16 protein-coding genes are annotated in these 19,154 nt (G+C 56.4%); 5 read left to right on the top strand and 11 right to left on the bottom strand.

Annotated elements, in window-relative coordinates; translation table 11 throughout:
• Positions 1-136: 136 nt before the first annotated feature.
• Both ARB25_RS06295 and ARB25_RS06300 read right to left on the bottom strand, forming a co-directional pair.
• The gene (locus tag ARB25_RS06295; RefSeq protein WP_055286699.1) at positions 137-1,351 is read right to left on the bottom strand and encodes a MalY/PatB family protein; all 1,215 of its coding nucleotides are present in this window, start codon (positions 1,349-1,351) and stop codon (positions 137-139) included.
• A gap of 112 nt (positions 1,352-1,463) precedes the next feature.
• Positions 1,464-2,201 (bottom strand): tRNA (N6-threonylcarbamoyladenosine(37)-N6)-methyltransferase TrmO, encoded by a 738-nt coding sequence (locus ARB25_RS06300; RefSeq protein ID WP_253276064.1) that lies wholly within the window; start codon positions 2,199-2,201, stop codon positions 1,464-1,466.
• Between the two features lie 141 nt (positions 2,202-2,342).
• Between ARB25_RS06300 and ARB25_RS10145 the strand changes: the two genes are divergently transcribed.
• The 3 genes from ARB25_RS10145 (at position 2,343) to ARB25_RS06315 (ending at position 4,567) form a co-directional block, all read left to right on the top strand.
• Positions 2,343-3,170: a TipAS antibiotic-recognition domain-containing protein gene (locus tag ARB25_RS10145; RefSeq protein WP_070100751.1), complete on the top strand. Its 828-nt coding sequence runs from the start codon at positions 2,343-2,345 to the stop codon at positions 3,168-3,170.
• A 51-nt stretch (positions 3,171-3,221) separates the two neighbouring features.
• On the top strand, positions 3,222-3,467 hold the full coding sequence (locus ARB25_RS06310; protein ID WP_055286702.1) for a glutaredoxin family protein: 246 nt from the start codon (positions 3,222-3,224) through the stop codon (positions 3,465-3,467).
• 833 nt (positions 3,468-4,300) lie between these two features.
• Positions 4,301-4,567 carry a ribbon-helix-helix protein, CopG family gene (locus tag ARB25_RS06315; RefSeq protein WP_055286704.1) on the top strand — a complete coding sequence of 89 codons (267 nt, stop codon included), beginning with the start codon at positions 4,301-4,303 and terminating at the stop codon, positions 4,565-4,567.
• A gap of 143 nt (positions 4,568-4,710) precedes the next feature.
• Here the strand turns inward: ARB25_RS06315 and ARB25_RS06320 are convergent, their stop codons facing one another.
• From ARB25_RS06320 to ARB25_RS06335, 4 genes are all read right to left on the bottom strand, one after another.
• On the bottom strand, positions 4,711-5,664 hold the full coding sequence (locus ARB25_RS06320) for a tRNA dihydrouridine synthase (RefSeq protein ID WP_055286706.1): 954 nt from the start codon (positions 5,662-5,664) through the stop codon (positions 4,711-4,713).
• Between the two features lie 426 nt (positions 5,665-6,090).
• Entirely contained in the window at positions 6,091-7,356 is a 1,266-nt protein-coding gene (locus ARB25_RS06325; RefSeq protein WP_055286707.1) for an MFS transporter, read from the bottom strand.
• A gap of 11 nt (positions 7,357-7,367) precedes the next feature.
• The gene (locus ARB25_RS06330; RefSeq protein ID WP_055286709.1) at positions 7,368-8,432 is read right to left on the bottom strand and encodes an ornithine carbamoyltransferase; all 1,065 of its coding nucleotides are present in this window, start codon (positions 8,430-8,432) and stop codon (positions 7,368-7,370) included.
• A 123-nt stretch (positions 8,433-8,555) separates the two neighbouring features.
• Positions 8,556-9,794, bottom strand: a complete 1,239-nt coding sequence (locus ARB25_RS06335; RefSeq protein WP_055286712.1) for an agmatine deiminase family protein — start codon at positions 9,792-9,794, stop codon at positions 8,556-8,558.
• Between the two features lie 269 nt (positions 9,795-10,063).
• Between ARB25_RS06335 and ARB25_RS06340 the strand changes: the two genes are divergently transcribed.
• On the top strand, positions 10,064-10,597 hold the full coding sequence (locus ARB25_RS06340; RefSeq protein ID WP_161162250.1) for a TetR/AcrR family transcriptional regulator: 534 nt from the start codon (positions 10,064-10,066) through the stop codon (positions 10,595-10,597).
• A 138-nt stretch (positions 10,598-10,735) separates the two neighbouring features.
• Here the strand turns inward: ARB25_RS06340 and ARB25_RS06345 are convergent, their stop codons facing one another.
• The 5 genes from ARB25_RS06345 to ARB25_RS06360 form a co-directional block, all read right to left on the bottom strand.
• Positions 10,736-12,016, bottom strand: coding sequence for an MFS transporter (locus tag ARB25_RS06345; protein ID WP_055286714.1), 1,281 nt, complete (start codon positions 12,014-12,016; stop codon positions 10,736-10,738).
• 175 nt (positions 12,017-12,191) lie between these two features.
• Positions 12,192-15,431 carry an ABC transporter ATP-binding protein/permease gene (locus tag ARB25_RS06350; RefSeq protein ID WP_055286715.1) on the bottom strand — a complete coding sequence of 1,080 codons (3,240 nt, stop codon included), beginning with the start codon at positions 15,429-15,431 and terminating at the stop codon, positions 12,192-12,194.
• Positions 15,432-15,929: 498 nt separating this feature from the next.
• A complete protein-coding gene (locus ARB25_RS10025; protein WP_156327698.1) occupies positions 15,930-16,097 on the bottom strand; it encodes a hypothetical protein in 168 nt (55 codons plus the stop codon).
• A 97-nt stretch (positions 16,098-16,194) separates the two neighbouring features.
• Entirely contained in the window at positions 16,195-17,652 is a 1,458-nt protein-coding gene (locus ARB25_RS06355) for a VirD4-like conjugal transfer protein, CD1115 family (RefSeq protein WP_055286717.1), read from the bottom strand.
• A gap of 49 nt (positions 17,653-17,701) precedes the next feature.
• Positions 17,702-18,304: a ClpP family protease gene (locus ARB25_RS06360; protein WP_022386504.1), complete on the bottom strand. Its 603-nt coding sequence runs from the start codon at positions 18,302-18,304 to the stop codon at positions 17,702-17,704.
• 354 nt (positions 18,305-18,658) lie between these two features.
• On the opposite strand from ARB25_RS06360, the gene ARB25_RS06365 reads away from it, so the two are divergent.
• Positions 18,659-19,154 (top strand): helix-turn-helix domain-containing protein (locus ARB25_RS06365; protein ID WP_156327701.1); only part of this gene is annotated, 496 nt, incomplete at its 3' end.

A 19,154-nucleotide genomic window follows, 5' to 3' on the forward strand; every position in this document is an offset into this window, starting at 1 on the left:
ATACGATCCTGTTTACAGACTTAAATGGTTAAAGATAATAGCAAACAAAACCACACGAGTGCCCAATTGTTACAGGCGCTTTACCGTGTGGGACCTTCCAGCCGACTTGGCAGAAGGCCCCGCATGCAGTGCTCACTTACCGTGCATTAAAAACGTAGCGGTCCAGGCGGTCGCACGCCTCCCTTACGCGCGAAAGCGGCAGCGCCAGATTCACGCGAATGTGGCAGGGTCCGTGGAACGGGCGGCCGTCCTGATACCCCACGCCCACGCGTGCCCCCTCATCGAGCAACCACTGAATATCGCGGCCATGCTCTCGGCACCACTCGGTGCAGTCCAGAAACACCATGTACGTGCCCTGCGGACGTGAATAGGACACGCCCTCAAAATGCTCGTCCACGTAATTGCAGAAGTACTCGATATTGCCGGCAAGCACCTGATTGAGCTCGTCCACCCACTCATAGCCCTGCGGCTGGTAGGCACCGATAAGCGCATGCATGGAGAGGACGTTCATCTCGTTGTAGTGGGTCTTGTTGGACACGGCGCAGATGCGGTCACGCAGCGTCTCGTTGTAGACAATGTGGTAGCTGCCAACAAGGCCCGCCAGGTTAAACGTCTTGCTAGGCGCGTAGAGGGCAACCGTGCGCATGCGGGCATCCTCGCTCACCGACTGCGTCGGGATGTGCTTGTGCCCCGGCAGGATGATATCGGACCAAATCTCGTCCGAAATCACCACGCAATCGTGCTGGCGATAGATGTCCATGGCGCGCTCGATTTCGTCGCGCTCCCATACGCGGCCGCAGGGATTGTGCGGCGAGCAGAACACCGCGGCATGGATGTGGTTTTGGGCGAGTTTGCACTCCATGTCCTCAAAGTCCATGCGCCACACGCCCTGGTCGTCGAGTTTAAGCGGGCTGTGGACAATGCGATAGCCCGCGGCTTCGATAGACTTGGTAAAGCCAATGTAGGTGGGGCTGTGGACCAGCACCGCATCGCCCGGCTGGACATACGCGCGCAACGTCGACACGACGCCGCCTAGCACGCCATTTTCGTAGCCGATATGTTCAGGGCTCAAACCTTCGACGCCATTGCGGCGATTCTGCCATTCGATGATGCGATCGAAGTACTCAGCGCGCGGGTTAAAGTAGCCAAACATGGGGTGCTGGGCACGCTGAATGATGTGTTCCTGGACCGTGGGCACCGTGGCAAAATTCATGTCGGCCACCCACATGGGGATGCGGTCGAAGCCCTCGTCGGGTGCGTTCGGAGCCATACCGGGGATCTCGCCCCAAGAGTCAACGGCGATGGAGTCCATGCCGTGGCGGTCGATGATTGAAGTGAAGTCGTATTTCATGCTGGACCCCCGTGCAAAGTAGACTGTTTCGATAGGCGCTATTGTCCACCAGCACGGGCGGTTTTGGCGCGGGGTTTGGCGCTTAATTTGACGGGTGCGGGCGAATGGCTGGTTAGTCTCGCGCGTCGTTGACGGCGACTACGGTTAGCTGGGTTTCATCGACCGTAAACGATATGTCGAGCCCGGCGTAAGCCAAGTGGTAAATGCGGTTTGGCTCGTGCTTGCTGCCTGCGCGGCGTGGGTCTTGGCGAAGGACTTCGACCAAGCCGGGGAGCTTTGCGGGCGGGACCATATCCTGTAGCGCTTGCGGAAACTCAACATCGAGCTCTTGCCACGGAGCATCCTCAATCCAGCCGCCGGTCGCATCCGGGTGACAGTCCGCAAACGGAATGTAGGGTTTGATATCGTAGATGGGCGTGCCGTCGCGCAGATCTGCTCCCAGCACATGGATGATGGGGCCGTCGTCGGTAAGCTCCACGCGGTCGAGCTTAACGCAGGTGAGACCGATGGGATTAGGGCGAAACGGACTGCGCGTGGCAAGCACGCCCACGCGCTCGGCTCCACCCAGGCGCGGCGGGCGCACGGTCTTCGACCATTTTGCGTTGGTACCGGACCTGTCCTGCGACTTGGCATCGGCAGCTATGTCCTTAGCCGTGCCGCCGGGCGTGCCGTTTTCAAAACGCCACAGCAGCCACAGGTGAGAGAAGGAGTCCAGACCCTCAACCGCTGCATTGGAGGCAAATTCCGGCTCAAAAACGATGCGTCCCTGCAGATGAGGCGCCAAAAAGCTGTTGCGCGGAATACCGAACTTCTGCGGCAGGTCGGTATGTATGTGTGCAATAGGTTCCATGCCGGTCATTGTACGGCATGGAGGCGTGGGACGCTGCGCGCAATTCTTCGCCGCGGTCCCCCGTCATGCAACCAACGGTTGCTTGGAAGGGCATCTGCCGCCGCGTATGCTTAAGCCATCAACCAGCAGAAAGGAGCCGCTATGGCCTTTGCAGAAAAGCTCATTGCCATTCGTCGCGCCCATCACCTTACCCAGGAGCAGCTCGCCGCCAAGCTCTTCGTCACACGTCAAGCCGTCAGCCGTTGGGAGCGCGACGAGGTCACCCCGGGCATCGACATGATGAAGCTCATCGCCGCCGTGACCGGCGAGCCCCTGTCTCACCTGCTCGAAATGCCCGAGCACTATTGCCAGAGCTGCGGCATGATACTCACGCCCGACGACTGCGGCACCGATGCCACGGGCGCCGCGACCGATCATTACTGCAAGTGGTGCTACGACCACGGCAAGTACACCTACGACACCACCATGGAGGCGATGATCGAGGATTGCGCCCCGCGGCTGGCGCAAAACACCGGCATGTCGCTCGACGAAGCCGTCTCGCTCATGGGCGCCGTCCTGCCGCAACTGGAGCGCTGGCGCACCGTGCAGGAAAACGAGAAGTGCTACGGCGCCGAAGCGCGGGCACGCTATGGCGATGAGGCTATCGATGCAGCAAATGAAGCGCTGCTGGACATGGACCCCGAGACATGGAACGACATGAAGGAACTTGAACGCGCTGTTCTGGGCCAACTTTCGATTGCCATGGGCATTGGCGACCCAGAGAGCAACGAGGCCCACAAACTTGTCGCAATGCACCGTCGATGGATTGCCCTTAACTGGGGACACGAGCCCCAAGACGAAGCATACCTGGGCCTCGCCCACGGCTATCTTGCCGATCAGCGCTTTGTTGACTACTACGACAAGCCCTGCGGCACCGGAGCCACGGCGTTTCTGGTCCAGGCCATCGAGTCGTCGTTGACGCGCGCATAGACCGCGGCTGCTTTGGGTATTTCAATCGAAACCTCAACCGATTGGAGACCCATGGCTACTAATCATGAGCTCACGCTGTACGTTATGACCGGCTGCCCGTATTGCATAAAAGTCAAGCGATTCCTTGCCGATAACGGTGTGACCATCCCCGAGCGCAATATCTCGACCGATACCGAGGCCGAGCAGACGCTCATCGCCGTCGGCGGAAAACGCCAGGTTCCCTGCTTGTTCATCGACGGCAAGCCGCTCTACGAGTCGAGCGACATCATCGCGTGGGTGCAGAAGAACCTGCTCTAGCACGCGCATTGCAACCGGCCCACCCCAACCCATACCGGCCGAACATGTACGCCAGTATCCAAAGTCGACATTTTTCGACATCTTTGGATGCTGGCGTACAGCTTTTGGGTAGTCACGGACGCTCTTAGCCGGCTAATTGTTTGAGGCGACCTTTGGATTATGGCTGTTTGACGCCTCTGGAAAGGTTTCCGAGAGGGCTGTGGTCAAAAAAGGGCAAATATGAGTACTGCTACCTGTTTAGTAGCAGCGATTTTGATCACTTCAGGAACTATTCAACGTTCCACTCGTCCGCAGACGACGTTATTTCTCCTCATATGTTCAATAAAAGTAGCTCCTAATGGGAACAAATCTTATCAGGAGCTACTATTTATAGCAAAATAAATGCAACCATAATGGCAACAGTACTCATATTTGCCCTTTTTTGACCACGACCCTCCAGAATAGTCGCTGAGAACGACACTAAATGACAAAATCCGACACTTGGACGTTCTTGTATGACTAGCCATTGAAGGACACCCAACGACTATTCCAATTCGTGACACACTGTGTCGCGAATTAAGCTTGTCCCACTATCGAAGACCGGTGAGAGCTCCTGCCCAGAATCTCGATAGCTTAATAAAACGCTCCCCTCCGGAAGTTCAACGAGCATCCAAATTCCAAGCTGAAAAGCAAAGGAGTATCGAAGCCGTCAATGCTCATTTTCTATCGAGCAGGCGGATCGAAACAAGCTAATTAGCCTGATAAACTGCTTGTATTTTTGTCTACAAAACTGTATACAAAAAAGGGAATCCGAGAACCAGCGCTCGACATTATGTCGATCGATAGGAGGCGCTATGAATGTTGAGCAGCTTGAAAAAATGATGGGATTTGCCCCTGGAGAGCTTGAGAAAGCCACAGAGGCATACGAGAAAGATGAATGGCCGAAAGGCCACACCATCAAGCTGGGAAGGCCGTCGATCTCCGATGAGCCAAGCGTTGTTTTGTCGGCACGTGTGGGTGAGTCGGTTCTTGATGCGTTTGACGCAAAAGCAAAGCGCCATGGGCAAACACGCACGGAGCGACTCAGGGAGCTCATCACGCTCGATGCAATGATTGCCTAGTTACCCGCCGAACCAAAACATGTACGCCAGCATCCAAAGTCGACATTTTTCGACATCTTTGGATGCTGGTTTACAGCTTTTGCGGGTAGTCATCGGGGACGTTCTTAAATGACTTGTCGCTAAAGAACGTCCCCGATGTCTAACTAGCCGCGGAAGCGAGCTATGGGTGCGAGTGGCTGCTCGCGAAAGACGCGCTCGACGGCGGCGCGGTATTCGTCGACCTTTTTGGTCTTACGTACGAGTTTGTGAACGGTAGCGGGGTCGGCGAAAGCGCACTTGGCGTAGAACCACCACTCCTTCATACGAAAAACCGCATTACCGCCAATCTCTTCTGCATAGGCCGCAAACAGCGTATCGTGGAAACGCTGCAGCTCAGCAGCCGTTGCAGCGGGGCCGCCCTTGACCATGCGAGCCAGCGCGGGGTTCGCAAGCAAGCCACGCCCCAGCATCACATGGCGTGTCCCGGGATAGGCCTCCACCAGTGCGTCCATATCCTCAAGATCGAAAATGTCGCCGTTATAGGCCACGGGGAACGGCGCACGCTCCAGCGTCTCGCCATAAAACTCTTTGCGCGGCGAACCCGTATAGCGGTCCTTTTGCACGCGCGGATGCACAATGAGCTCTGCCAACGGCATGCGGCAATACAGATAGAGTACGCGCTCGTATTCGTTGTCGCTCTCCAGCCCCAGCCTGGTTTTTACCGACACCGGCAACGGCGAGCGCTCGCACACATCACGCAAGAACACTTCGAGCTCGTCCAAGTTACGCAAGAAACCCGAGCCCTTGCCCTTGGCAACAACCGTCCCCGAGGGGCACCCCAGGTTGAGATTGACCTCGCGATAGCCCATGTCGGCGAGCACCTGTGCCGCCCACACAAACTCGTCCGCGTTCTTGGACATCAGCTGAGGCACTACGTTGAGCCCCTGGTTATTGGCAGGATCGATCTCCTTAAACGCCTTGCCGCCAAAGCGGTTTCCCACCCGCGGCGGCGGCAAAAACGGCGTGTAATAACAATCGAGCGCACCGAAGCACTCCGCATGCACGCGACGGAACACATGCCCGGTAATTCCCTCCATGGGGGCCAGCGAAAGGATCATCTACTCTTCTCTCATATCAACACAACAAAGGGGCCGTCCCTTTGTCACATGCATTATGCCTTGCGCTTCAGGCGATTCACAAGGAAGAGGTAGCTACTGAACGATGACCACCCTCCAGCCGCACCCCATACAACGAGGTCTAATACTTTTCCCGAGAAGTGAACGAGTGAAAACGGGCCCCCGAAGCATCGGCACTTTCGAGATGCAATTTCCTGCGGGTTTGACGTCTAAAAATGTCGATGCTTCGGAGGCCCAAGTATGGCCGTTCACTTCTCGGAAAAGTATTAGACCTCGATTTACATGCCACTCAATGTGACAAAGTGGCTGCTCCTTTGTCACATTCGATGAAAAAGGGCACCGATGTTAGTCGATGCCCCAAAGCGGCTGCAGGTTAAGCCCTACAGCGTATGTCTAAGACGAATCGAACTATTCGTCCCAAGAGAGGTTCTTACCAGTCTTTTTTGCCAGCAGCAAGAACAGGCCGATAATAACGTTGCATGCGATGCAGAAGATGAAGACGCCCTGGAAGGAGCCGACAAGCTCATAGACCTTCATCATAACGGGCATGCCAAAGGCGCCGACGATATAGCCCACGGAGCAGATCAGCGCGAAGATGCGACCGAAATCGCGGGAGCCAAAGACATCCATAACCAAAACGGTCAGGGCAGTGCCAGCGATGACGTACATTACGTCGTTCACGCCTGCTGCGAGGATGCTGAGCGTCGAGTTGCCGCTGCTCATCATGAGCATGACAAAGGAGAGGATGGAGACAGCGAGCCAGCCCAGAATGGCCTTCGTGCTGCCGAACCTATCGCAAGTGGTGCCGACGATCGGATTGAGGAACAGATCGAAGAGCGATGCAGCGGATACCATGAAGCCGCCCACCATGGGGCTAAAACCAACCTCGGAAGCATACGTCGGGAAGAGCTGGTTCATGCAGCAAGTGAGCTGAACGAGACAGAGGAAGCCGATGCAGAAGAAGAAGGCAGGCGACTTAATGGCGCGCGCATAGCTAACGCCACGCGTGCTATCCTCGGTCGTCTCCTCGGTCTCGGCGACCGTCTCGCCCTCGACGTAGCCATAGGGCAGCATGCCCTTGTCCTGAGGCTTGTAGCGGATGATCAGAATGGAAGCTGGGAGAATGAGCACTGCGGAAACACCGGCGAGCACCAGATAACCAGTTCTCCAGCCAGCGGCCTCGATGACAGAGGTGATGACGGGACTCATGATGAGCATGTAAATCGAGTTCACTGCCCAAGCGAGACCGATTGCCAGGCCACCAGATTTTTTGAACCACTGGTCAATAACGTCGGACATAGCGACGCCGGTGGTGAAGGCGAAGCAAACGCCAATCAGGGCGCCAGCGGCGATGAACATCCAGACTTCGGTGTAGAAGGCCATGCCTGCGCCGGCAGCGAGCAAAATAAGCTCGACAACGGGGAGCCAAACCTTGCCAACGACCTTGGGAATGAGTTTTCCGACAAACGGAAGAGCTGCCGCAAGACCAATGAGCGTTGCGGTGAAGTAATACGAGAAGATGGAATAGTCAAACCCGAACTCCTCGCACACGGGTGCGACGAAGGAGCCCGCGATTACGCTATAGGATCCGGTCGTGCCGGCAGACATAAGGCCGAGCGCGATTACGAGAACCCATGCGTAAACCTTGCTGCTCTTTAACTTTGCATTTTCCATTGATGCAGCTCCTAGAGACCCAGAAGGGCACACATAACGGCCTTGATGGTGTGCTGACGGTTCTCTGCCTCACGGAAGATGACCGAAGCGTTGGCCTCAAAGCACTCGTCGGCAATCTCGAAACCCTCGGTGATGATCTCGCGATGAAGGTCGTTCTTGCACTGGTCGAGGAGCATCTTGCCAACACGGTGATCCGCGTTGTGGACAGAGGGAAGCTCATGCATGCAGAAGATGTCGGGATTGTTGGTGCGCTTGCACAGCTCGCTGGTGACGCGATAGGGGTACAGAGACTCGGCATCGCCCAGCCAGGAGTTGTAGTCGTCGGGATCCAGAACCTCTTCGCCGCACTCGGGGTTGATGTAGCGCCACTCCTCGGTAACGATAACGTCAACGCCATCCAGGGCATCGAGGTCAGAGGTGATGGTAAAGGTCCTATTGGGAGCGTACTTGGCGTAGCAGGCCTCCACCTCTTCGATCATTTCCTTGCACATCTGATGACGGAGGTCGTCGGGGCCGATGGCGAGGAAGTCCATGTCGAGCATAGCGCACAGACGGCCATACCACACCGGGGCGCCGGCGCAGTTGCCAACGAAAGCCATCTTCTTGCCGCGGCTCGTACGCAGACCGCCCCATTGCTCTTCCATCGTAAGAGCGTCAGCGAGCATCTGAGTCGGGTGATCGCCGAGAGTAAGGGCATTGATGACCGGGATGTCAACCAGGTCGGCGACGTCATAGAGGAACTGCTCGTCCTTCTGTGCGCGGTAGACGATGAGATCGTACATGCCGTTAAAGACGCGCATGGCATCCTTGACGGTCTCGCAGTCACCCATGTGGGAGTTGGTCAGATAAGTAAAGCCCATGCCCAAATCATTGCAGGAGGTCTCGAATGCGCAACGAGTACGGGTCGAGCCCCACTCAAAGTTGGCTAGGACGTTTTTGCCGGGGAAGTAGCGCTGGTCGACACCAGACATCTTCTGAGCCTTAAGGTTCCAGGCAAGATCGATGAGATAGCGGAAATCCTCGGAGGAGAGATCATGGATGTTGATGTAGTCGCGACCGCGGAGGCTGTTGTTCATGCCTATTTCCTTTCGAATTATTATCAAAATTATTGTTGAATGTGTCCCCGAGGAAAACACGGATATCCCTCGGGGAGCGGTACATGTGGCGCCTAAGCCAAAGAGCGCAGGCTCTAAGGCTCACTAACGACTGGCCGCCACGTCCTTAGTCCAGCAGTGCACGCCGCCGCCGGACAGGTTAAGCGCGAGGGAATCAATCATGATGACCTTGCGATCGGGGAAGCAGCTCTCAAGAACTGCCTTGGCCTGCCCATCCTTCTCTTTCACGACCTCGCTCATGCCCTCGTGGTAATAACGCTGGCCAAGAACGACGCCGTTGCAAATCAGGAAGTTGCAGTAGCTCGCTGCGGCGTAGAAGTGGACGGGGCCCTCGGGCCAGGGGGTGCCATCCATAAACTTGCCGCCCATTTCGTCGATGAAGCCCTTATAGAGCTCGTAATCTTCATCGCCAGGGGCGATAACGACTTCAATAGGCTCGGCGGTGGGCATACGAACGATCTCGAAGGGCTTGCCCTCCCAGTCCGTTTCGTTGCTCAGGATCTCGTAGGCTGCCTCAATGCGGCGACGAGACTCTGCCCCAGCCTTGCTCGAGGCTGCCTCTTCATCGGACACCTCGGCAAGAAGAATCTTGTTCGGAGTGATAAAGCGACACATCTCATCAATGTGAGCTGCAAAGCTCATGCCAAAGACGGGAGTTCCGTCTTCCTTCTCGTCGAGGATGCCCAGTCGATAGTCGTCGTCCTCGAGCATAGGCTGCGGAAGCCAGATAACCTTGTTGAGGTTGTAGATGCGCTTATACTCGGCCTCTACTTCCTCTTTCGTGAACTCGGGATTACGCTTGCGGCATTCCGTGTCCTCGATGGCGATCAGAGTGCCGTGACCGTCAAACTCGCGGTCGCCGCCCTCCGAAACCATTTCGGAATTGACGATATCGAAGCAACCGAGCGCAACCGCCATGTGAACGGCTGCCTTACGTGCGGACTGGCACTCCGGGGAGTTCTTGTCCCACACGCCGTAATAGGTCCAAGTGGGGTTGACCATATAAGAATGGCCCTTGTCGTCGACCATGATGCTGGGACCGTTGTCGCGGACATAGAAGTTGGAGTCTTCGAACTGCGTGATCTCGATGCGATCGAGATCAACCCCCTCCTCCTTCAGGCGCGAGCAAGCCTCCTCATAGGAGCCGGGGGTGCCGCAATTGAGGTTGACCGTAACGTCGCCATACTCGAGCAGAGCCTTGATCACGTCAACGCAGGGCTGGCGGTTATCGTAGCCCTCTGCACGGATGTAATCGGGAAGCCATGTCACATAGACGTTGGAGCGCTTCTCGAACTCGCCCGGCATACGATAGTTCTCGTACATGGTTGGTCCTTCCGTCGGGTTTCCCGCGATGCTGTCCGGCCGCGACAATAGCGGGGTTTCACCTGCTATAGTACTACTATACCTACCGTTCGGTAGATAATTTTGAATAATTGCCGCTCGCCTACTGATACATACCGTTCGCCGTATATAGTGGTCATGTTTGGACACGAATTGATGTTCCGTTGCCATCCTTAATAATGTTGGTAGTGCGGAAGTGATTTGCAATGGAGAAATGCAGCGTGAGCACAAGAAAAAAAATATTGGACGCAATGTACGATCTTGTGGCAGAAGTCGGTTATGACAAAGCGTCTATCGGAAAGATTTGCGACTTTGTCGGTATATCCAAGCCGTCGGTGTACTACTACTTTCCCTCAAAAGAGGAGATTTTCACTACGCTCTTGGACAGCATGTTTCCGACCATTGACTATCAGCGCGACTACTCGCTAATAGTCGATAGGGACGGGTTCAAGGCCGCGCTTATCGAGCTCGGCAATTCAGTTATAGGTGGCTATCGAAGCGATGAAAAGCGCCGGCGCGTGCTGGCCGAGGTTAGCGTTCAAGCAAATCGAATTCCTGCAGTTCAGGAACGTCAAGCGACGGCGACCAAACGAACCATGGATGCGCTTAAAGACATTCTTCTTCATGGTGTAGAGATTGGCGCGTTTTCCGATAGTGCCGACGTGATGCTCTACGTACAAATTCTTTATACCGTTCTGGAGGGAGCAAGCAATACGGTCGCTCAAGGTGAGGATATTGATGAAAAAGCGGTTTGGGCGGGAATAGTCGAGCTTATGTTCAAATAAACCAGCCAAGCTGAAGCGCATGTTGGCACCCATGGTGCCTGCGGGCAACCTTTAAAACGAAAACAGGGGTCGACTCCAGTCTGGCTTGGAGTCGACCCCTGTTGCGTGGCAATCTATGCCGATGCAAATCGGCGCTTATTACTTTTCAGCAGCCTTATTGAGAAAGCCGGAAACGATAGCAAACGCAGCAATCATAAGGTTGCAGGCAATGCAGAAGATAAATACTCCCTGGAATGACCCCGCCATGCCGTAAACCTTCATCATGACCGGCATTCCAAAAGCACCGACGACATAGCCCGCTGAGCAAACGATCGAATAGATCCTTCCAAAATCGCGTGATCCAAAGAGCGAGAGTAGAAGCATCGGCATTGCGGTTCCAACGATGGCGAACATGACATCGTTTACACCAGCTGCAATGATGGAAACGGTCTCATTGCTTCCGCCAATGATAAGAAGCAGGAATGAAAGAATGCTGACACCTGTCCATGCGACCGTTGCTTTAATAGCGCCAAGCTTGTCGCATGTTTTGCCCACGAAGGGATTTAGGAAGATATCGGAGAGTGAAGCTGCCGAGACCATTAAGCTTCCTACGATAGGATTGAAACCGACCTCGCTTGCATAGGTTGGAAACAGCTGGTTCATGCAGCAGGTGAGCTGCGCCACGCAAAGCAAGAGGACACAGAGAATAAAAGACGGCGTTTTCGCGGCATCGCGGAGTGCCATGCCCGAAAGGACATCTTCCTGCTCATCGGCGCTGCAGCTCTCATGGGTTTCGGAGGCGGTCTCTCCGTACGGAAGCATATTGCGATCAGAGGGGTTAAGGCGAATGATAAATGCGCTTGCAGGCAAAATCATAGCTGCAGAAACGGCCGCAAGCACGATGTATCCCGTACGCCAGCCTTGCTGCTCGATGACCAGCGTAATGACAGGACTCAATAACAGCGTGCAGAGAGAATTAACGCCCCAAGCGAGGCCGATGGCGAGACCGGACGATTTGCTGAACCATTGGTCAATGACATCGGACATGCAGACGCCCGTTGTAAACGAAAAGCAGATGCCGATCACTGCGGCGGAGACGGTGAACATCCAGACCTCGGTGTAGAACGCCATTGCGGCGCCGGCGGCAATAAGGACGAGTTCAATGCAAATATGCCATGGTTTGCCGATTACTTTTGGAATGAAGCGACTCAAAAGCGGAAGCCCAAGCGCAAGGCCAAGAAGAATCGCGGTGAAATAGAAAGAAAAAGAAGTGTAGTCAAAGCCCAGATCTTCACATACTGGAGCAACGAATGAGCCGGCAATAATGCTATATGTGCCAGTTGTTCCGGCGGACATTAAGCCGAGCGCAATAACGACGACCCAAGCAAATGCGCCGCTTTCACGGAGACAATCTTTTTTGGCTGGTGTGGCGAGAGTCATGGTTGCTCCATTTCTATCGGCAATACATCCTATATGCCTACCGATAGGTATATAAACCAGAGGACTCTTCGTCAAGCATTAAGCGGGGAGAGGGAGTTCTTAACCTGCCGAACGGTAATTAGACCCCGATTTCGCAAGGGTCTCAATGTGACAAAGGGACTGTCCCCTTGTCACATTATTCGGAGCGCAGGGCTTCGACGGGGTCCTTCTTGGATGCGCTGCGGGCAGGCAGCAGGCCGGCAACAACCGTCAGCAGCACCGAAATCGCGATGAGCACCAGCGCATCCTGCACGGGCAGGCTCATCAGGTTGGGGACCTGTTTGGCCGCAAGCGCCCAGGCATTGACCGGGAAGCTCACGAGCACCACGACGACAATGGCAAAAACGCCAGCGATAAGACCTTCGATAAAGGTCTCGGCATTGAACACGTTGGCCACGTTACGCTTTGACGCGCCAATGGCGCGCAGAATGCCAATCTCCTTTTTGCGCTCGAGCACGCTGATATACGTGATGATGCCGATCATGATGGAGCTCACCACCAAGCTGATGCTCACAAAAGCGATGAGCACCAAGCTGATAGTGTTCACGATATCGGTCACCGAGCCCATGATGATGCCCATGTAGTCGGTGTAGGAAATTACCTGGTCCTCGTGACCCGCGGCCTTTGCCCGCTCGTTGTAATCGTCGATATGCGCGAGCACGCGCTCCTTCGCCTCAAAGTCGCGCGGAAAGATCTTGATGGAGATGGGATTGTCCTCGTCGGCGTACCCCAACGTGGTGAGGTTATTGTCATAGGTGAGCTTCGAGGCCTTAGCGTAGTTCATCATCAAGGAGCTCAAGTCCTCGGCATCCATATTGAAGTGGATGGCGTTTGCGAACGCGGCGGCGTCTACATGGAAGGCGTTTGCCAGATTGGGGATGTTGGACGACATCTGCGTCGCCATCTGGTCCATAAGGCCCGCAGCCCCGACTTTGAGCTGGGACGAAACCGTGGCCGCAATCTCGTCGCTTATCTCTTGCATAATCTGCCCCATGGCTTGCTGGAAATAAGGCGCAAGCTGGCTTTGCACGTAATCGGTCATTGCTTGCTGTAAGCGCTCGGCCAAAGCATCCCCGCCCAGCGCCTTGAGCTGAGCGAGGTATTGCTGTGCCGTCGTGTCCTGCTCAAGATAAGCCGTGAATGCACCCGCGAGTTTCGATGCGTCTTTAAGATCGTCGGGCGAGAGGACACGGAATTGCTCCGATTGCATAAAGCCCGTAAAGAGCTGATTGGCGATAGTACCCGCCTGCTCCATTTGCTCGGGCGTGAGCTCCAGGCCATCAAAGATGCCCGAGAGGTCGGGTGCGGGTGCCTTGGCCATGATGCCGGTGAAATCGATATTTTGGCCTATGCCGGAAAGATCGATGTTGAGCCCGGAGAGGTCGATATTGGAAAGATCCATGCCGGCGGCCGCACCGGAGAGCGCGGACGTGTCGAAAGAGAATGCGCTTTTGAGCGCGGCCTCGTCGACCGAGAACATGCTGCCCAGGTCCACACCCTGCTTGGCCTCGCCCTGCAGCTCGTCGAAGGTCTTGCCGGTAAAGACATCGGTATCGGGATGCGCAAGTTGCTCCTGGACAATCTGAGAATTGGCAGCACGGTCCATAAGCTGGAGCGTCAGAGCGTGCGTGTAGGCGATACCCGGGCTAAGCGCAGAGGAATTGGCCGTCTCATTGGGCTTGACCACGCCAACAATGCGCAGGTCAATGCCAGAGTCAACCTTGCTCGCCATGAAGCTGGCGTCATCAGACATATCGGTCCAAGTGCCCGCTTCGGCATTCTTGCGATAGACATCGGAGGGCGAGAGGATTTTGAACGTAGTGGAAAGTGCGTCCTCGTAGGTGAAATCGACATCGGTATCTGGCGTCTCCACCTCGCCGTCTGCCGACATGGCGCTCGCAACAAGGTCGTTGAGCTGGTCGATGTCCAGGGCACCGATGCTGTAGAGCGTGTAGTCGCCCACGGTGCCACGGCTCGAAAGCACAAGCACCGCCTCGTTGGCAGACGTGGGCCAGTGGCCCGCCACAACGTCATATTGCGAATCGAGAAGACGCTGGTCGTCGATCATCTCGTTAAAGACATCCGTGCCCATAGAGCCCATGCTAGCCGTAGCCGCCGAGCTGGCGCCGCCGCTCATCGCAGCAGTCATGGCATTGGGCACGAGCTTTACAGGCGATTCGTCACCCGTGCCCGCATGGTAGACGATAGGAGTCACACCGTAGTTGTACTGGACAGCGTTGACGTCCTCGTCGATGCCGTCGCCACCGCCATCCAGCCATTTTTTGAGGCTCGTCATGTCGTTGGATTTGACGCTTGCAAACATATCTTTAACAGCCGTGACCACGGGGATCTTGTCGGTTTTCCTGGGCGTGCTCTCGGTATCTTGAGCGTCGGCGTCGTTCGAGGTGGCGGAGCCGTGGCCATCCATCATGGCGGAAAGGTCGTAATCCTGACGAGAGATCGTGAGCGGGTAGCTCGAAAGCGTATCCTCTTCGACCTTCTTGATGTAATTGTTCACGCCGTTCGAGAGCGCCAAGATCGCAGCGATGCCAATGATTCCAATCGAGCCCGCAAAGGCCGTCATGGCGGTGCGACCCTTTTTGGTCATGAGGTTACGTGCCGAAAGCCCCAGCGCCGTGAGGAAGCTCATGGACGTCTTGCGCGTGGGTTTTGCCTCGCGACGCCGTGCCTTAGCCACGTCAAAGGGGTCGGAATCGTGCGTGATCTTGCCGTCGGCAAGATTTACGATGCGCGTGGCATATTGGTACGCAAGCTCCGGGTTGTGCGTGACCATGATGACCAGACGGTCGCGGGCGACCTCTTTGAGCAGGTCCATGACCTGCACGGATGTTGTTGAGTCGAGGGCGCCGGTCGGCTCGTCAGCAAGGACGATCTCAGGGTCATTGATCAAGGCGCGGGCAATGGCCACGCGCTGCATCTGTCCGCCCGAAAGCTGGCTTGGACGCTTGTTCACGTGCTCGCCCAGGCCGACTTTCTCCAACGCCTCGCGCGCACGCTGACGGCGCTCGGCATGCCCCACCCCCGTGAGCGTGAGCGCCAGCTCGACGTTTTCCAAGATGGTCTGGTGCGGAATGAGGTTATAGCTTTGAAAGACGAAGCCGATGCGGTTGTTGCGGTAGGCGTCCCAATCGCGATCGTGGAAGTCTTTGGTCGAAATGCCATCGATGAGCAGATCGCCTGAGTCAAAGTGGTCGAGGCCGCCGACGACGTTGAGCATTGTGGTCTTACCCGAACCCGAGGGACCCAGAATGGCCACGAACTCGTTATCGCGAAACGCCAAGCTCACGTTGTCGAGCGCCACCTGCGTAAACGACTGGGTGACATACTTCTTGCTGATGTCCTTGAGCTCCAGCATGGATGGGCTTTCCTCCCTGTGCGCGGGCAAGCCCAACGGCTCATCCCTACTGTCTTTATTCAATGCGGTTTCAATGGTATCCCCATTTTGTCTGCGGCACCAACAAGAGAATGGCCCGCCCTTTGGAACAATTCCAAAGGGCAGGCCTCTTGTTCAAGATATGAGGAAGGAACGCACTTAGTCGATTTCTCAAGATGAGTGGCGGAAACTCGCTCATTTTTGGAGCGTTCCCCCCCCCTAAACGTATGCGGAACCGCCACTCATTCGAAAACGATAGAAAAGCCGCCGATCATTTAAGACGTTGTTGCCGAATTGCGCGCCCTGATATTTCTTTGCGTAGCAAGGGAGAGCTCAGCAAGCGTGTCTTGCTCGCACGGCCCCATCAGCAGACCATGCTCGGCAATCTAAACATCGCCATTTATCTGTTTTTGGATCGATGCCGCACGCCTTCGCGCCATCCGCAGCAGCGCGCTATTCTACCGTTCCGGAGAATCGAAGCTAACCCTGGCCTGCCAGCTGCGCAAACCAGCCTTCGAGGGCGGCCACTGGTACGCCGTCATCGTGGACCAACACGGCCAGCAGGTGCCCGAGAGATATCTGGGCACCATTGATTCGGACAACGAGGCCACCCGCGCCTCCGACGGAGCCGATCACTACAGCATCCACGGCTTTCTTGAATACGCCCGAGGGTTGCAAAAGTAGGCCTGAGCCTCAGCCGGCACAAACCGTAGGCGCGAAACAGGGCCACAAACCCCGTTCGCGCCTACGGCATCATGACAGCCGCAAAAGCGACATCGGCGCGCCTGCCCCACAGCGTGCCTTCGTCCGGCAACTCCCATGCCCACTCGTCCGGCACATCGCCATCGCCAAAAAGGATGGCGTCTTCCCGGGAGAAAAACTCGCCCAGCTCCTCCTCGGAAATCTTGATCCTCTCGGCCTCACTTTGCGCAATAGCGTCAAGAAGATCTTGATAGCATGGATGATTCTCGAGTCGATAGGCGGCATCGAGTACACCGCGCTCGCCGCGGCAAAACAGCCACCAGCTGCCACGCGGAGTCTCCAGCAGAGTCGTGGGAGTCTTGCCCGCACGCGTGGAAAAATAGCGCGCCGTCCGCTCGTCCTGGAACGCAAGGACGATCTGTCGGTCGCAATTGCCGATGATGGAATTGGCGGCCGCCTCGCCATAACGCGCTTCAAGCTGGCTTACCGTCTGGCAGATCACGGTGCAGCTGATTTCGCGGCTGCGGATAACGGAGAGCACGTCATCAAAATCCGGTAGGCGCAAATTGGAAAAATCATCCAACATAAAGCGAACGGGCACGGAAAGACGACCCTCGCAAGACTCATCGGCCATGTCGCAAAGTGCCGAAAATGCCTGCTGAATAAACAGGCTCGTCATTGCCGAAAGGCTATGGTCGAGGTCGTCCATCTTCACAAAGAGGGCGCGCTTCTCACGGCCAAAGCTGCGAAAATCAACTTGCTCGGCATGCTGATAGCTCCGCATGGCACCTTCATGGGAAAACGGAAGGATATTTGCCGCAATGATGCCCATGATGCTGGAATGCATCTTCTCGGCACGCGCCGTCGCCTTCGCACGATAGAAAAGGGAGACGGCATAGCTTTCCGGACAGTCGTGCTCAAGGTCCTCAAAAAGCTCGCTCTCCTGTCCCCTTCCCGCCTGCTCGAAAACGCGCACAACTGAGGCCATGTTGCGCTCTTTTTCAGGTAGCGCCTCCAAGACATAGGCGATGTAGCTTGCGAGGTAGTTGGCGGCAGCGCGAGCCCAAAACGGGTCGCTGTCCATCTCGTCTGTCGAACAGATGGCGCTTGCCACGGTGATGATGTCCTGCGTGCAGGGATGGCCCCAGCTCCAACGAATGTACGAAAGCGGGTCATACCCCACACTCCCCTCTCCATCGCGAGTAAAGTCGAGCAGGTCGACCTTGTATCCGCGAGAGCGCAGATAGGGCCCCATCTCATAGTAAAGCGAGCCCTTGGTATCCAAGACCACATAAGAGCCTTGGCACTGCATGAGATTGGGCTTGAGATGGTTCCTCGTCTTGCCGCCGCCCGAGCAGCCAAGCACGAGCACATTGTTGTTAAGGCCGGTCTCCCACGAATCCGTGCTGGCAGTATGGTTTTTGGTAAGCAAAAGCTGACCTGCATACGCAGAGCGGTTAGCGGCGGAAGCATCATAGGTAAAGGTAGTTGCGTTGTTCATGATAATGCCCCTTTCCAGTGGCTTGGTGTTAAAACGTGCGGAGGAGATACTAAAACGAAGCGATCACGGCGTCGGCAAGACCCGCCTCGATGGCATCTTCGGCCTCGAAATAGGTGTCTTGCGCCGTGAGTTCGAAAACGCGGTCGAGCGGCATGCCGGTATGACGCGAAAGCACCTCGCCGGTGATGTCGCGAATGCGCATGAGGTCGTCGGCACGAGCTTTAACGGAAAGCGCGCTTCCGCCAATGCCGCCGCCGATAAGCGGGTCGTGAATCATGATGCGACTATGCGGAAGCATCTCCCGACGAGCACCGGAGACAAAGATCAAGGCGGCCATGCTTGCCGCCATGCCCAAGCAAATCGTATTAACCGGGCAGTTCAAAGCCTGCATGACGTCATAGAGCGCCAAGCCCGACTGGACCTCGCCGCCCGGGCTATTGATGAACATCCGGATAGGGGCCTGAGCATCTTCTTGCTGCAGGTGCAAAAGGCTACGGATAAGCACGGCACACGAGCCGGCATCCACGGGACCGCAAAGCTCGACCTCGCGGTTAGCAAGCATTTGATCGCGAAGGTCAAGACGTTGAATGCCTTCGCAGGTCTCGCGCAAAATCTGTGGTTGATACTGGAAAATCGAGGCTGTATCGCTCATGTAGAGCTCCCTTCGGCAAATCGCCGCATCGTCATCTGACGCAATGCGACAGTGGATAGATAGCAACCATGGCTGGCTGCCATATCCGCCGAAATACCTCTTTTGATTGTTGAATGAGAGACGCTCGCCAACAAGCGTCCTCCCCGAGAAAACATCTGGTCCCTCGGGATGAACTGTACTTTATCACAACGCCCGGACACTACTGACGCTCAAAAGCAAATCAGTCCATAGCACCGCCTTGATTATCGACTTCATCCGAACACCTCCCACATTCATCCGCACATGTGCGGATGAATGTGGGAACCCGATACCCTGAGGGCCGGGCCGGCCGGCCCCGGGAGATCGGAGGACGGCATGTCCGGAAAGAAGAAGAGCGGCTCCGCAAGGGCGATCCCGAGGGCCTACGGAAGGCTCACGAGGCACGAGCGGGACACGGTCCAGAGGATGCTGGAGCGCAGGGCGTCGTGCAGGGAGATCGCGAGGGAGCTGGGCAGGTCGCCCTCGACGGTGAGCGCCGAGGTGGCGTCGCACAGGTTCGTGACGGCGCCGAAGGCCAGGCGCGGCGAGCGCGTGGACGCCTCCGCCGACCTGTCGGCGGCCTGCCCGCGCCTGGCCGCGTGGCCGCGCTGCTGCAACGGCTGCGGCCGGTACCGCGCGATCGGCTGCAAGCGCCGCCCCCACGTCTTCTACGAGGCCCGGGCCGCGCAGCTGTGCGCCGACTCGGTCCTCGTCTCGTCCAGGCGCGGGATAGACGCCGACGAGCCCGCCGCGGCGGCCAGGCTGGAGGCCATCAGGGACTGCCTGCGACGGGGGCTGTCGCCCGAGCAGATGGCGGCGCGCAACGGCGGGC

It is taken from the genome of Collinsella aerofaciens (genome assembly GCF_001405375.1).
GTDB classification, from domain to species: domain Bacteria; phylum Actinomycetota; class Coriobacteriia; order Coriobacteriales; family Coriobacteriaceae; genus Collinsella; species Collinsella aerofaciens_F.